Raw genomic sequence first — 12,461 nt, 5'->3', positions numbered from 1 at the left:
CATTCAATAATCCACTTGCAGGAAGTAGAGCCCATCGGGCGGCGCGACAGGTCCGCAGGCCTTGCGGTCGCGCGCTTCGAGTGCGGCCTGCAGGTCGTCGGGTGTCCACTTGCTCTCGCCCACCAGCTTCAGCGAGCCGGCGAAGGAGCGGATCTGGTTGTGCAGGAAGCTCTGCGCCGTCGCGCGGATTTCGATGACGCCGGCAACAAGGGCAACGTCCAGCCGATCAAGCGTACGCACCGGGCTCGTTGCCTGGCAATGGGCGGAACGGAAGGTGGTAAAATCGTGATGGCCGACGAGCCGTTGCGCGCCTTCGTGCATAGCCTCATGGTCGAGCGGCTTCGGCACCCACCAGGCACGCCTGGCTTCGAGCGCCAACGGCGCAGGCCGTGAAATGATGCGATAGAGATAGTGCCGGCGAAGAGCCGAGAAGCGCGCGTCGAATTCCTGCGACACTTCCTCGGCCTCGAGGATCGCCACACGCTCGCCCGCAAGACCCAGATGCGCGTTCAGCGCGTTGCGCAGCGTATAGGGCTTCCACGGACGGGTGAGATCGGCATGCATGACCTGGCCGCTGGCGTGCACGCCCGAGTCCGTTCGGCCGGCGCCGCGGATCGAAACGGTCTCGCCGGTCAGGGACAGGATCGCCTTTTCGATGGCGCCCTGCACCGACTGGCCGTTGTCCTGCCGTTGCCAGCCGACATAATCCGAGCCGTCATATTCGACGGTCAGTTTGAACCGTGGCATCAGCCGATCCTCGTGCCGGCAGCAACCGGCGTTCCACGCAGGAAATCGGCGGCACCAAGCGCCTTGCCGCCGGCGCGCTGCAGGCGCGTGAGGTGCACGGCACCGTCGCTGCAGGCAATCGCGAGATTGTCGTCGAGCACCGTGCCGGGCGTGCCGGAGCCCGAGGCGAGTTCGGAATTGAGAACCTTGATGCGTTCCGGCTTGCCGGCGATTTCGAGTTCGAACCAGGCGCCCGGGAATGGCGACAGGCCGCGGATATGGTCATGGACCTCGCGGGCAGAACGGGCGAAATCGATGCGGGTTTCCGTCTTGCTGATCTTCGCCGCGTAGACAACGCCCTCTTCCGGCTGCGCCGTCAACGACAGGTCGCCGGCTTCGAGCTTGGCCATCGCTTCCTTCATCAGTGTGGCGCCAATCTGCATCAGCCGGTCGTGCAGCTCGCCGCCGGTCATGGTCTCGCCGATCTCAACAGCCTTGGTCAGTGCAACGGGGCCGGTGTCCAGCCCCTTGTCCATCTTCATCACCATCATGCCGGTCTCGTGATCCCCGGCCATGATCGCGCGCTGGATGGGGGCAGCACCGCGCCAGCGCGGCAGGAGTGAGGCGTGGCCGTTATAGCAGCCGAGCTTGGTGCCGGTGAGGATCGCTTCGGGCAGCAGCAGACCATAGGCGACGACGACGGCAACATCGGCATCGAAATCGCGGAAGGTCTGGCGATCCGCCTCGTCCTTGAAGTTGACCGGCGTCAGCACGGGAATGCCGAGCAACTCGGCCGCCTGATGCACCGGCGACTTCTGCAGGTCGAGCCCACGACGGCCGCCTGGTCGCGGGGGCTGCGTATAGACGGCGACAATCTGATGGCCGGCTTCGGCAAGCGCTGCGAGTGTCGGCACCGAAAATTCCGGCGTGCCCATGAAGATGATGCGAAGCGACAAGGCGGCTTACTCCGTCCTTTTGAAATCAGGCCCCTTCAAACGGGTTTCCCGCCTTCAAATCAAGCCCTTCGCGCGATTTGTCGGACTTCGTCTGCGACCGGCAGTTCAGATCGCCTTCGCGCCGCGCGTCTTGGCGGCCTTGGTGAACTTGCGGATCACCATGTCGCGCTTGAGCTTGGAGATGTGATCGATGAACAGCACTCCGTTCAAGTGGTCGATCTCATGCTGCAGGCAGGTGGCAAGCAGACCGTCGGCCTCGATCACCTGTTGCTTGCCGTCCCGGTCGAGATGCTTGACGGTGATCGACGCGGGGCGTTCAACCTCGGCGTAAAAATCGGGGATCGACAGGCAGCCTTCCTCGTAGACCGAGCGGGCATCGGACGAAGCGACGATCTCGGGATTGATGAAGACGAGCGGGGTCTTCTCGTCGCCTTCCTTCGACACGTCGAGCACCAGCATGCGCCGGGCAACGCCGATCTGAATGGCGGCAAGGCCGATGCCGGGGGCATCGTACATGGTTTCGAGCATGTCGTCGGCCAGACGGCGGACGTCCGCGTCGATGGTCTCGATCGGCGAGGAAACCTGGCGAAGCACAGGATCGGGAAGGATGATAAGCGGCTTGATCGTCATGCTGCTCCCATAGCCGATCTTTCCATCGGCGTGCAAGAAAATTGCCTTGCCACCACCAGCCCCCGCCGCTGTCGCCGGTCGCGTTCGCTGAGCGCGGCAGATGTTCTTGTTTTGATCTATCCATAATCAAAGAATCTGTTAGGTTTAGCGCATGGAACCTGCGCCCCTTCCCTTCGCCCAGCCGCTGTTTTTCGTCGGCACATTGCCGATCACTCTGGGCCATCTTGCAATTGCCGCCGGCCTTGTGGTCGTCGTTGCTGTCCTGATGGCGTTTTCGCGGCGGCGGGATACCCGTGACGAGGAACGGCAGGAACAGATGGCGATGCTGCTTGCCGCCCAGACGGAGATGCAAGGGCGGGTCGCCGCCATGGCCGAGGTTTTCGGCGCACGACAGGCGGAGCTTAACCAGACGCTCGGTCAGCGCATCGACGGCATGACCCATAGGCTCGGTGCCTCGATCACCGAGCAGACCAAGGCGACGCACGAGAACCTCAGACGGCTGCAGGAGCGGCTGGCTGTCATCGACACCGCCCAGAACAACATCCAGTCGCTCGCCAAGGACATGGCCGGGCTGCAGGCGATCCTTTCCAACAAGCAGACGCGCGGTGCGTTTGGCCAGTCACGCATGGAGGCGATCATCGCCGACGGGCTGCCGATCGGCGCCTTCGAATTCCAGACGACGCTTTCGAACGGCGCGCGGCCCGACTGCACCATCCGCATGCCGAACGGCCAGCCGCCGCTGGTCATCGACGCCAAGTTTCCGCTCGAAGCCTGGAACGCGATGCGCGACGCGGAGACCCCTGAGCGTCGGCAGCAGATCGCGCAACTCTTCCGCCGCGATATGGAGACACATGTTCGCGACATCGCCAGCAAGTACCTAATTGCGGGCGAGACGCAGGATACCGCCTTCCTCTTCGTCCCCTCGGAATCAATCTTCGCCGACATCCACGAGCATTTCGAGGCGATCGTACAGAAAGCGCATCGCCAGCGGATCGTCATCGTCTCGCCCTCCTTGCTCTTGCTGTCGATCCAGGTGATCCAGGCGATCCTCAAGGATGCCCGCATGCGTGAACAGGCGCATCTGATCCAGGGCGAAGTCGGAAGGCTGATGGAGGACCTCAGCCGCCTTGACGAACGCGTGCGCAAGCTTCAGGGCCACTTCGCCATGAGCCAGAAGGACGTCGAGGACATTCTTGTCTCCTCCAGCAAGCTCTCCCGGCGCGGCGCCAAGATCGAGGCACTCGAACTCCAGGCCGAGGGGGGCACGCGAGAGGCAAGCGACCCGCGTGCCGCCGTCGACAATCGCGTCGGGCAATTGCGCCTGCGGGTGGTTGACGAGGACTGACGCAGTCGGGCACTCTCCGGCCCACTTTGCAATCCGACGGGACATTCTCACATGATTACTGTTTTTGGGTCCATCAACATGGACCTGATCGCCACGACCGCACGCCTTCCGAAGCCGGGCGAGACCGTTGCCGGAACGGGCTTTTCGACCGCCGCGGGCGGCAAGGGCGCAAACCAGGCGCTAGCCGCACGGCGTGCCGGCGCGACGGTGCAGATGGCGGGTGCCGTCGGCGCCGACAGCTTCGCCGAAGGTGCGCTGGAACTGCTGAAGGGTGCTGGCACCGACCTGTCGCTGACCAAGACGGTGAATGAGCCGACCGGCACCGCGCATATCCTGGTCGGCGGTGACGGCGAGAATGTCATCGTCGTCGTCGCCAGTGCCAATGCAACCGTCAATGAGGCCGATGCGGTGAAGGCGGTCGATGGGATGACGCCCGGCGACACGCTGATGCTGCAACTCGAAATTCCGGCCGCGTCCGTCGAAAAAGCGCTGACTGAGGCCAAACAAAAGGGCGTGCGTTCGGTCATCAACATCGCGCCGCTGACCCCGGATGCGGCCCGCCTTGGACGCATGGCCGACATCGTCATTGCCAATGAAACCGAATTCGAGCTGCTTGCCGGCAAGAGCGGCATCAGCAGCGCTGAGCGGGAAGATGCGATGAAGGCGCTTCACGCCGAGACCGGCCAAACGGTCATCGTCACGCTCGGCGCCGAAGGCGTCGTGGCCGTGCATGAAGGCCAGATCCAGCGTGCCAAGGGCCTGAAGATCGAGCCGGTCGACACCGTCGGCGCCGGCGACACCTTCTGCGGCTATCTTGCCGCCAGCCTCGACGCTGGCATTGCCTTTGCCGACGCGCTGCGCCGCGCGGCCGTCGCCGGCTCACTCGCCTGCCTGAAGAGTGGTGCCCAGCCCTCGATCCCGCTTTCCTCGGAAGTGGCGTCGCGTATCTAGATCGCGATAACCACGGGTCGGAGCGACCCGTGACAGACCCCAAAGGACATCTGATGCGGGCGGAAATCGCCCGCATTTTCTTGCCGGCTCTCTGCCGCCGCGCGTTTCCACCCTCTCGAAATCACCGCTTGCGCAATCCGGACAGCAGATGTCGCGGAGATAAAACTTTGCGTGTAATTTTATCAAAGCGACGCGTGAATTAGCGCTGGCGTTGGCCCAATTTTAAGATTCTCCAGTCTATTCAGGACCCTGAGAAAGCCGGTCGACATGACCCGGTTGTCTCCGACATGCCGGTCGGCATCTGACGCTCCATGATGGAGTTCACCCCCATTGCGAAATGCGTCCACCGCAGGCGAAAGCCGGCGGACCTCCCAGCACGTGAGGATTTCATGTTCAAGTTCCAAGCCAAATCGCTGGCGACCAAACTGATCGCGGTGACAGGCGGCACGATTGCACTTGTCCTGCTCGCCTCGAATTTCGTTCTCATCTCCCAGACCCAGGACCGTGTGGAAACGCTGGTCCTCGAACAGGCAAATGGCGAAGCCCGCGCGATCGCCTCCGACATCGCAGGCGACGTGGGCGAGCTTGCAAGCGCTGCCCGCTCGATGGCCGGCGTCATCGGCCGGGCACATGCCGAAAAGTCGATGGAACGCACCGGGGTGATCAATGTTCTGAGGGCGAACCTGGAGCAGAACCCCTTCGCCTTCGGCAGTTGGTTCGCCGAAGAGCCCAAAGCCTTCGACGGCCGCCAGGAAGATGTGGTCAACAACAAGGAACTGGGCGGCAACGACCTCGGCATCTTCACGCCCTATTGGTCGAAGACCCGCAACAACGAGATCCAGTACTCCACCTTCAAGGCCGATTATCCGGCCGAGTGGTATGCGCTTGCGGCCAAGAGCGGCAAGGGTGCGATCACCCAGCCCTATACGGCTGAAGGTACCGATGTTCCGACCGCGATGAGCTCGATCGCCTACCCCGTCATGTCCGGCGGCAAGCTGATCGGCGTCTCCGGCGTCGACATCTCGCTCGCCTCGCTGGCCGAGGGCCTTGCGAAGCTGAAGCCGTTCGACACCGGCCGCGTCTACCTGTTGTCGCAGAGCGGCAAGTGGCTGGTCGCGCCGATCCCGGAATTGCTGCTCAAGGACTATGACGGCGAAGGCAACGACATCGTCAAGAACGCGCTTGCTTCCAGCAAGCCGGGTGTCATTTCCAACCTTTCCTACGACGGCAACGAACCCTTCGATCGCCTCGTCTATCCGTTCGCGCTTTCGGGCGTGAACACGAGCTGGGTTGTGCTTGTCGACGTACCGCGCTCGGCGATCAATGCGCCGGTCAAGGACCAGACCTACATGATGATCGTCGGCGGCCTCGTCGTACTCGGCGCCGTGCTGCTCGGTCTCTACCTCGCCGTGCGCGGCTTCGTTCAGAAGCCGCTTTCCGCCCTCGTCAAGGACGTGAACAGCCTCAGCCATGGCGACTACACCAAGGCGATCGCAGGGCAAGAGCGCTCCGACGAAACCGGCGAAGTCGCCAAGGCGCTGGAAGGCTTCCGCCACCAGCTTGCCGACACCAAGCGTCTTGAAGGCGAAGCCCGCCATGAGCGCGAACAGGCCGAGCGCGAACGCGGCCGGTCGGAAACCGAGCGCGCCGAGAGCAGCGCCTTGCAGCGCGACATCGTCGCCCGCCTCGGCAAAGGCCTGTCGCATCTCTCGTCAGGCGATCTCGCCTTCCGCATCACGGACGAGTTCCCGGGCGAATATGCCCAGCTCAAGCGCGACTTCAACGCGACGATGGAAAGCCTCGAAGAGACGATCCGCACCGTCAACCATTCGGTCGTCAACATCGGCAACGGCACGAGCGAAATCAGCAGCGCCGCCAACGACCTGTCGCACCGCACCGAACAGCAGGCAGCAAGCCTGGAAGAGACCGCAGCAGCGCTCGACGAGCTGACATCACAGGTCAACGCCAGCGCCGAAAACGCCAAGGTCGCCGCGAAATCTGTGGAGGCGGCCAGCAGCGATGCCGGACAGTCGGGCGAAGTGGTGCAGAAGGCGATTGCCGCGATGAAGGGCATCGAGCAGTCGTCGCACGAGGTCAGCCGCATCATCGGCGTCATCGACGAAATCGCCTTCCAGACCAACCTGCTGGCACTGAATGCCGGCGTCGAAGCGGCCCGCGCAGGCGAAGCCGGCAAGGGTTTTGCCGTGGTCGCCCAGGAAGTCCGCGAGCTTGCCCAACGCTCCGCCAATGCCGCCAAGGAGATCAAGACGCTGATCAACACCTCGGCCGGCCAGGTGCGCGAAGGCGTCGACCTCGTCGGCAAGGCTGGCGGCGCGCTCGAGAAGATCGCCGAGCAGGTCGTTCAGATCAACGGCCTCATCCGCCAGATCTCGAGCTCGGCCTCAGAGCAGGCCGTCGGCCTCAAGGAGATCAACTCGGCCGTCAACCAGATGGACCAGGTGACCCAGCAGAACGCCGCCATGGTCGAAGAGACGACAGCCGCCGGCATGGCGCTCAACGAAGAGGCCCGGACGCTCAATGCGCTGGTCGCCCGTTTCCGCGTCGCCCAGGCTACAACGTCGGCCCAGCCTTCCTCGTCGGAGATGCTGCGCGGCACCGCCGAACGCATGCGGGCGGCAGAACGCCCGACGCCGGCACCGGTCCGCGAGGCGCGGCCAGCTCCGGCGGCAGCCCCGGCACGAAGCAGCTACTCGGCCTCGACGCAGCGGGTGCTCACCCAGACCTCGGGCGCCAATGCGCTTGCCCAGGACAATTGGGAAGAGTTCTGATCAACGGATCGAGAAAAGAAACGGCGCCCCTCGGGGCGCCGTTTTTGTTTGCAGCATGATGTTCGAGCGCAGGCTCAGATGCGCGCCAGCCGCTCGGTCAACAGATCGAAAAAGCCCTGATCGTCGACGAAACGCATGACCTTGGCGTTGTGCGGGCGGCCGGTGACCTGCCACCAGTCGACGACGGTCATGCCCGCCGTCAGTGGCGACTTGGCTTCGATCTCGACATTGCAATCCCGGCCCGTAAACAGTTCAGGGCGCAGCAGATAGGCAATGACCGTCGGGTCGTGCAGCGGGCCGCCATCGGTGCCGTATTTCTCGATGTCGAAGCGCTCGAAGAATTCGAGCATCTCGGCCATGGCGATCGCCGGGCGGCTGCCGATGTCGCGGATCTTCTGCACCCGTGCCTTGTGCGTGAGCACGCGATGGGTGACATCGAGCGGCATCATCACGATCGGAATGCCCGATCGGAAAACGATATCGGCGGCCTCCGGATCGACATAGATATTGAACTCGGCCGCCGGCGTGATGTTGCCGCCTTCAAAGAAGCCGCCGCCCATCATCACCAGATCCTTCACCCGCGGCGCAATCTCGGGCGCCTTCTGAAGCGCGAGCGCGATGTTGGTGAGCGGTCCCAGCGTGCAGAGCGTCACCGTGCCCTCTGCCTCGTTGCGCAGCGTCTCGACGATGAAGTCGACCGCATGTTGCTCCTCGAGTTTCATCGTCGGCTCGTCAAGCGTCGGGCCGTCGAGGCCCGTCTTGCCGTGCACGTGCTCGGCGGTCACCAGCGGACGGGCGATCGGCTTGTCGGCACCGGAGAACACCCGGACCTTCGGCCGGTCGCAAAGCTCGCAGAGAATGCGTGCGTTGCGGGCCGTCAAGGCCAGCGGCACGTTGCCGGCGACCGTGGTGATGCCGAGCAGGTCGATCTCTTCCGGACTGCCGAAAGCGAGCATGATGGCGGCGGCATCGTCCTGCCCGGGATCGGTGTCTATGATTATCTTTCTCGGCGCGGGCACTCTCTCGTCCTCCCTGGATCACGTTTGGATGGGTCGACCCGACCCAAAGCCAGGCGCGATCGATTTCAATGTACCCGAGCGAATACGAGGTAGCGTCGCATGCGCCCTCCGCGTCCCACTCCGGGATTCTGTGAGAGCGGACTATGATTTGCGTGCACGTCCGAGGCAAGCGGCTTGCACTCATTGCGCACAGCTACCATATTGCGGGAAGGATGCTGCTGAGCAGGTCCGAACAACGGTCGCTTGATCTCGCAAGGACTTGAAGAATGAGCCGAATTACGCCCTTTACGAGCCCGCTCCTGCTGGGTTTCGATACGATGGAAAAGACCCTTGAGCGCATCGCCAAGGGCAATGACGGATACCCGCCCTACAATATCGAGCGCATCCGCGGGGATGCGGCCGTAGACGCACCCGAGCGGCTGAGGATCACGCTTGCCGTGGCCGGGTTTTCCGAAGAAGACCTCGAAGTCACCACCGAAGAAAATCAGCTCGTCATCCGCGGCCGCCAGGTCGACAACGGCGATCGCGAGTACCTGCACCGCGGTATCGCTGCACGCCAGTTCCAACGCACCTTCGTTCTGGCCGACGGCATGAAAGTTCTCGGCGCCGAGCTGCGCAACGGCTTGCTCTCCGTCGACCTCGTTCGTCCCGAACCGGTGCGTATGGTAAAGAAAATTAACATTTCAGTCCCAGAGTAGGATAACCGGCGGGATTCTCCCCTGGCCGGCGACCACGGAGTACCACCATGGGACTGAAAGCCATCAGCTCATCACTGTCGAAGAACGACCTCGCACATCTCGGCGAAGGCGAAATCGGCTACATCCGGAAAATGCGTTCGGAAGAAGTCTCGCGCTGCTTCCCGGAAGCACCCGAGATGAGACCAGGCATTGATCTCTGGGCGCTCTTCGGCGCCGACGGAACGCCGATCCTCCTGACCGACAATCGTTCCAGCACCTTCTTCAAGGCCGCCGAGGATGACCTGAAGACGGTCACCCTGCATTGATCAGGCTGCCGTCGCTGACGGCGGAACTAAAGTGCTGAATGAAGCCGCCGCTCTGTATTCAGCGTCGCAATTCCGAACGGAAAACCGCTTCGCACTTTTCCTGGAATTGACTTGGACTTGCCGCAATTCCGAACGGAAGACCGCTTCGCACTTTTCCTGGAATTGCTTAGACGCGGCGGAAGGTGAGATAGGCGGAGCTCCGGCCTTCCCGGCGTGCCTTGGCCTCGTAGCGTGTGCTCGGCCACCCCTCGTACGGCGTCAGCCAGTCGGCTGCCTTCTGCGCCGTCCATTCGAAGGCCGCGTGATCGCGGCAATGCAACAGCGTCCAGTTGACATAGGTATCGATATCCGAGGCGAAGCAGAACAGCCCGCCCGGCTTCAGCACGCGCGCAAAGCGATCAAGGTTGACCTTGGAGACGAAGCGGCGCTTCCAGTGTTTGCGCTTCGGCCACGGGTCCGGATAGAGCAGGTCGATCTGGTCGACGGAAGCGGCCGGCAGCCAGTCGAGGACCTGCGTAGCGTCGTCGTCATAAAGGCGGATGTTGCTGACACCGCGATCCTCGATGTGGCCGACGAGTTTGGCCATGGAATTGACGAAGGGTTCGACGCCAATAAAACCGGTCGAGGGCGTCTCGGCCGCGCGGTGGATCAGATGTTCGCCGCCACCGAAGCCGATTTCCAGCCGGATGCGCTCGACACCCTCGGGAAACAACGCTTTCAATTCCGCAGGTGCCGCGCTCGACAGGTCGAGCTTCAGCGTCGGCAGCACGGTTTCCAGATGCGCCGTCTGCCGCTCGCGCAAAGGCTTGCCCTTGCGGCGGCCAAAAAAGGCCTCGGTTGCTCTGGCACGGCGCGGTTCGGTCATGTCGTTTGTCCCTTGGTCACGCTGATCCCGGATCAAGCCAACCCAAAATCAAAATGAACGAAGCGGGCGCTCCTTGCCGGAGCGCCCGCCCTGAAATTCGCAAGCGCCTGATAGCAGGCCACTGCGTTATCTTCAATGCGCGGTGTGGCACCGCGCCAGAGCCAGCCTTAGGCGGCCGCGCGGCCGTTGACGGCGCCGCTCTGCTCGATTGCGGCCTTCAGCGGCTTCACCAGGTCGAGCTTCTCCCAGGAGAAGGAACCATCGCGGCCAGCCTTGCGGCCGAAGTGGCCGTAAGCGGACGTCTTGGCGTAGATCGGCTTGTTGAGGTCGAGGTGACGGCGAATGCCAGACGGCGACAGGTCCATCGTCTTGCGGATGGCCTGCTCGACCTGGTCTTCCGAGACCTTGCCGGTGCCGTGCAGATCGACATAGATCGACAGCGGCTGGGCAACGCCGATGGCGTAGGAGAGCTGGATCGTGCAACGATCGGCAAGACCGGCAGCAACCACGTTCTTCGCAAGGTAGCGCGCAGCATAGGCTGCCGAACGGTCGACCTTGGTCGTGTCCTTGCCCGAGAATGCGCCGCCACCATGGGGCGCCGCGCCACCATAGGTGTCGACGATGATCTTGCGGCCGGTGAGGCCGGCGTCGCCGTCCGGGCCACCGATGACGAACTTGCCGGTCGGGTTGATGTACCAGGTGCAGTCGTCGGCGATCTTCAGATCATCGAGCGCTTCGCGGATATAGGGCTCGACAACCGAGCGAACCTTGGTGGAATCCCAGGTGTCATCGAGATGCTGCGTCGACAGAACGATCGAGGTGACTTCCGACGGCTTGCCGTCGACGTAGCGCACGGTCACCTGGCTCTTGGCGTCCGGGCCGAGCTTGGCGACTTCGCCTTCGCCCTTCTTGCGGGCGGCGGCGAGCAGATTGAGGATGCGGTGCGAGTAGTAGATCGGCGCCGGCATGAGTTCGGCGGTCTCACGGCAGGCGTAGCCGAACATGATGCCCTGGTCGCCGGCACCCTCTTCGCCCTGCTTGTCGGCAGCGCTGTCGACGCCCTGTGCGATGTGGGCGGACTGGAAGTGCAGAAGCACGTCGATCTTCGCCGTCTTCCAGTGGAACCCGTCCTGCTCATAGCCGATCTCGCGGATCGCCTTGCGGGCGGCAGACTTGAATTTCGAGGGGTTGATGACCTCGTTGCCGTCCTTGTCCTTTTTCAGAAGGCTCGGCGGCAGGCGCACTTCGCCGGCGATGACGACGCGGTTGGTGGTCGCCAGCGTTTCGCAGGCGATGCGAACGCCCCACGGGTCGACACCGGTCTTGGCCGCTTCGCGGTAGACCAGGTCCACGATCTCGTCGGAGATACGGTCACACACCTTGTCCGGATGACCTTCGGCTACGGATTCACTCGTGAACAGGTAGTTTGCACGCATGCGGGAAGTCCCCTCAATGAAGAAAAAGCGCTGGCATGGTGTTAGTGGTTTTGCGCCCGAAAAACAAGCGCACAACGACATAAATATATCTTTATATCACCATCGGAGCCAATCACTTTGGTGCGCCCGGAGAAAAGCGCGCATGAAAAAAGCGGCACAAAGGCCGCTTTGTTTTCAAGTCCCGACGAGGAACGTTGGAACTATTCGCTTTCCGCTTCCGCAGCGAGTGCCTTGACGAGATCGACGAGACGGCGACGAACCTTCGGATCCGTGATCTTGACGAAGGCACGGTTGAGTTGCAGCCCTTCGGAAGACGAAAGGAAATCCACAACGTAGTTGGAGCTGGACGCTTCCGCCATGCCGGGTTGACCGGAGGTGCTTTCACCCGGCGCATCTTCGAAGAAGAAGGAAACCGGAACGTTCAGAATGCCCGAAATGTTCTGCAACCGGCTCGCGCCGACGCGGTTCGTGCCCTTCTCGTACTTCTGAATCTGCTGAAAGGTGATCCCCAGACTTTCGCCGAGCTTCTCCTGGCTCATGCCAAGCATCGTGCGGCGAAGACGAATCCGACTACCGACATGAATGTCGATCGGGTTCGGCTTCTTTTTGTTTTCGATCATATCTGCGTTCCCAAACACGCTGTTTCGTTTGATCCACCGCCCGGCATGACGCAACGCTCACCGGGGTGACCGCCACGGTGATACGACAAAGCCGCCACAACAAGGACGATGGTGCGGACCA

At 62.6% G+C, this 12,461-nt stretch carries 12 protein-coding genes; 5 read left to right on the top strand and 7 right to left on the bottom strand.

Features of this window, described 5'->3' with window-relative positions; genetic code table 11:
- Positions 1-3 precede the first annotated feature (3 nt).
- The 3 genes from truA to def form a co-directional block, all read right to left on the bottom strand.
- Positions 4-747, bottom strand: coding sequence for a tRNA pseudouridine(38-40) synthase TruA (truA, locus tag PWG15_RS00300; protein WP_275022514.1), 744 nt, complete (start codon positions 745-747; stop codon positions 4-6).
- A complete protein-coding gene (fmt, locus tag PWG15_RS00295; RefSeq protein ID WP_275022513.1) occupies positions 747-1,682 on the bottom strand; it encodes a methionyl-tRNA formyltransferase in 936 nt (311 codons plus the stop codon). Before fmt ends, truA begins: the two co-directional genes overlap by 1 nt.
- Before the next feature lie 105 nt (positions 1,683-1,787).
- Entirely contained in the window at positions 1,788-2,312 is a 525-nt protein-coding gene (def, locus tag PWG15_RS00290) for a peptide deformylase (RefSeq protein WP_275022512.1), read from the bottom strand.
- A gap of 151 nt (positions 2,313-2,463) precedes the next feature.
- Between def and PWG15_RS00285 the strand changes: the two genes are divergently transcribed.
- From PWG15_RS00285 to PWG15_RS00275, 3 genes are all read left to right on the top strand, one after another.
- On the top strand, positions 2,464-3,657 hold the full coding sequence (locus PWG15_RS00285; RefSeq protein ID WP_275022510.1) for a DNA recombination protein RmuC: 1,194 nt from the start codon (positions 2,464-2,466) through the stop codon (positions 3,655-3,657).
- 51 nt (positions 3,658-3,708) lie between these two features.
- Complete coding sequence (locus PWG15_RS00280; RefSeq protein ID WP_275022509.1) at positions 3,709-4,608, top strand: ribokinase; 900 nt, start codon at positions 3,709-3,711, stop codon at positions 4,606-4,608.
- Positions 4,609-4,997: 389 nt separating this feature from the next.
- Positions 4,998-7,397 (top strand): methyl-accepting chemotaxis protein, encoded by a 2,400-nt coding sequence (locus PWG15_RS00275; protein WP_275022508.1) that lies wholly within the window; start codon positions 4,998-5,000, stop codon positions 7,395-7,397.
- Positions 7,398-7,471: 74 nt separating this feature from the next.
- On the opposite strand, the gene PWG15_RS00270 is transcribed toward PWG15_RS00275, so the two are convergent.
- On the bottom strand, positions 7,472-8,416 hold the full coding sequence (locus tag PWG15_RS00270) for a nucleoside hydrolase (protein WP_275022506.1): 945 nt from the start codon (positions 8,414-8,416) through the stop codon (positions 7,472-7,474).
- Between the two features lie 266 nt (positions 8,417-8,682).
- On the opposite strand from PWG15_RS00270, the gene PWG15_RS00265 reads away from it, so the two are divergent.
- Together PWG15_RS00265 and PWG15_RS00260 are read left to right on the top strand one after the other, a co-directional pair.
- Positions 8,683-9,114, top strand: coding sequence for an Hsp20 family protein (locus PWG15_RS00265; RefSeq protein WP_057248025.1), 432 nt, complete (start codon positions 8,683-8,685; stop codon positions 9,112-9,114).
- A 47-nt stretch (positions 9,115-9,161) separates the two neighbouring features.
- Entirely contained in the window at positions 9,162-9,419 is a 258-nt protein-coding gene (locus tag PWG15_RS00260) for a BQ00720 family protein (protein WP_275022504.1), read from the top strand.
- A gap of 166 nt (positions 9,420-9,585) precedes the next feature.
- Here the strand turns inward: PWG15_RS00260 and trmB are convergent, their stop codons facing one another.
- The 3 genes from trmB to PWG15_RS00245 form a co-directional block, all read right to left on the bottom strand.
- Entirely contained in the window at positions 9,586-10,284 is a 699-nt protein-coding gene (gene trmB, locus PWG15_RS00255; protein WP_275022503.1) for a tRNA (guanosine(46)-N7)-methyltransferase TrmB, read from the bottom strand.
- Between the two features lie 167 nt (positions 10,285-10,451).
- Complete coding sequence (gene metK / locus PWG15_RS00250; RefSeq protein ID WP_275022502.1) at positions 10,452-11,720, bottom strand: methionine adenosyltransferase; 1,269 nt, start codon at positions 11,718-11,720, stop codon at positions 10,452-10,454.
- A 200-nt stretch (positions 11,721-11,920) separates the two neighbouring features.
- Positions 11,921-12,340 carry a helix-turn-helix domain-containing protein gene (locus tag PWG15_RS00245; RefSeq protein ID WP_275022501.1) on the bottom strand — a complete coding sequence of 140 codons (420 nt, stop codon included), beginning with the start codon at positions 12,338-12,340 and terminating at the stop codon, positions 11,921-11,923.
- Positions 12,341-12,461 lie beyond the last annotated feature (121 nt).

Source organism: Ensifer adhaerens, from assembly GCF_028993555.1.
In the GTDB taxonomy this organism is placed as follows: domain Bacteria; phylum Pseudomonadota; class Alphaproteobacteria; order Rhizobiales; family Rhizobiaceae; genus Ensifer; species Ensifer adhaerens_I.
This window is presented reverse-complemented; position numbering and strand designations above follow the sequence as displayed.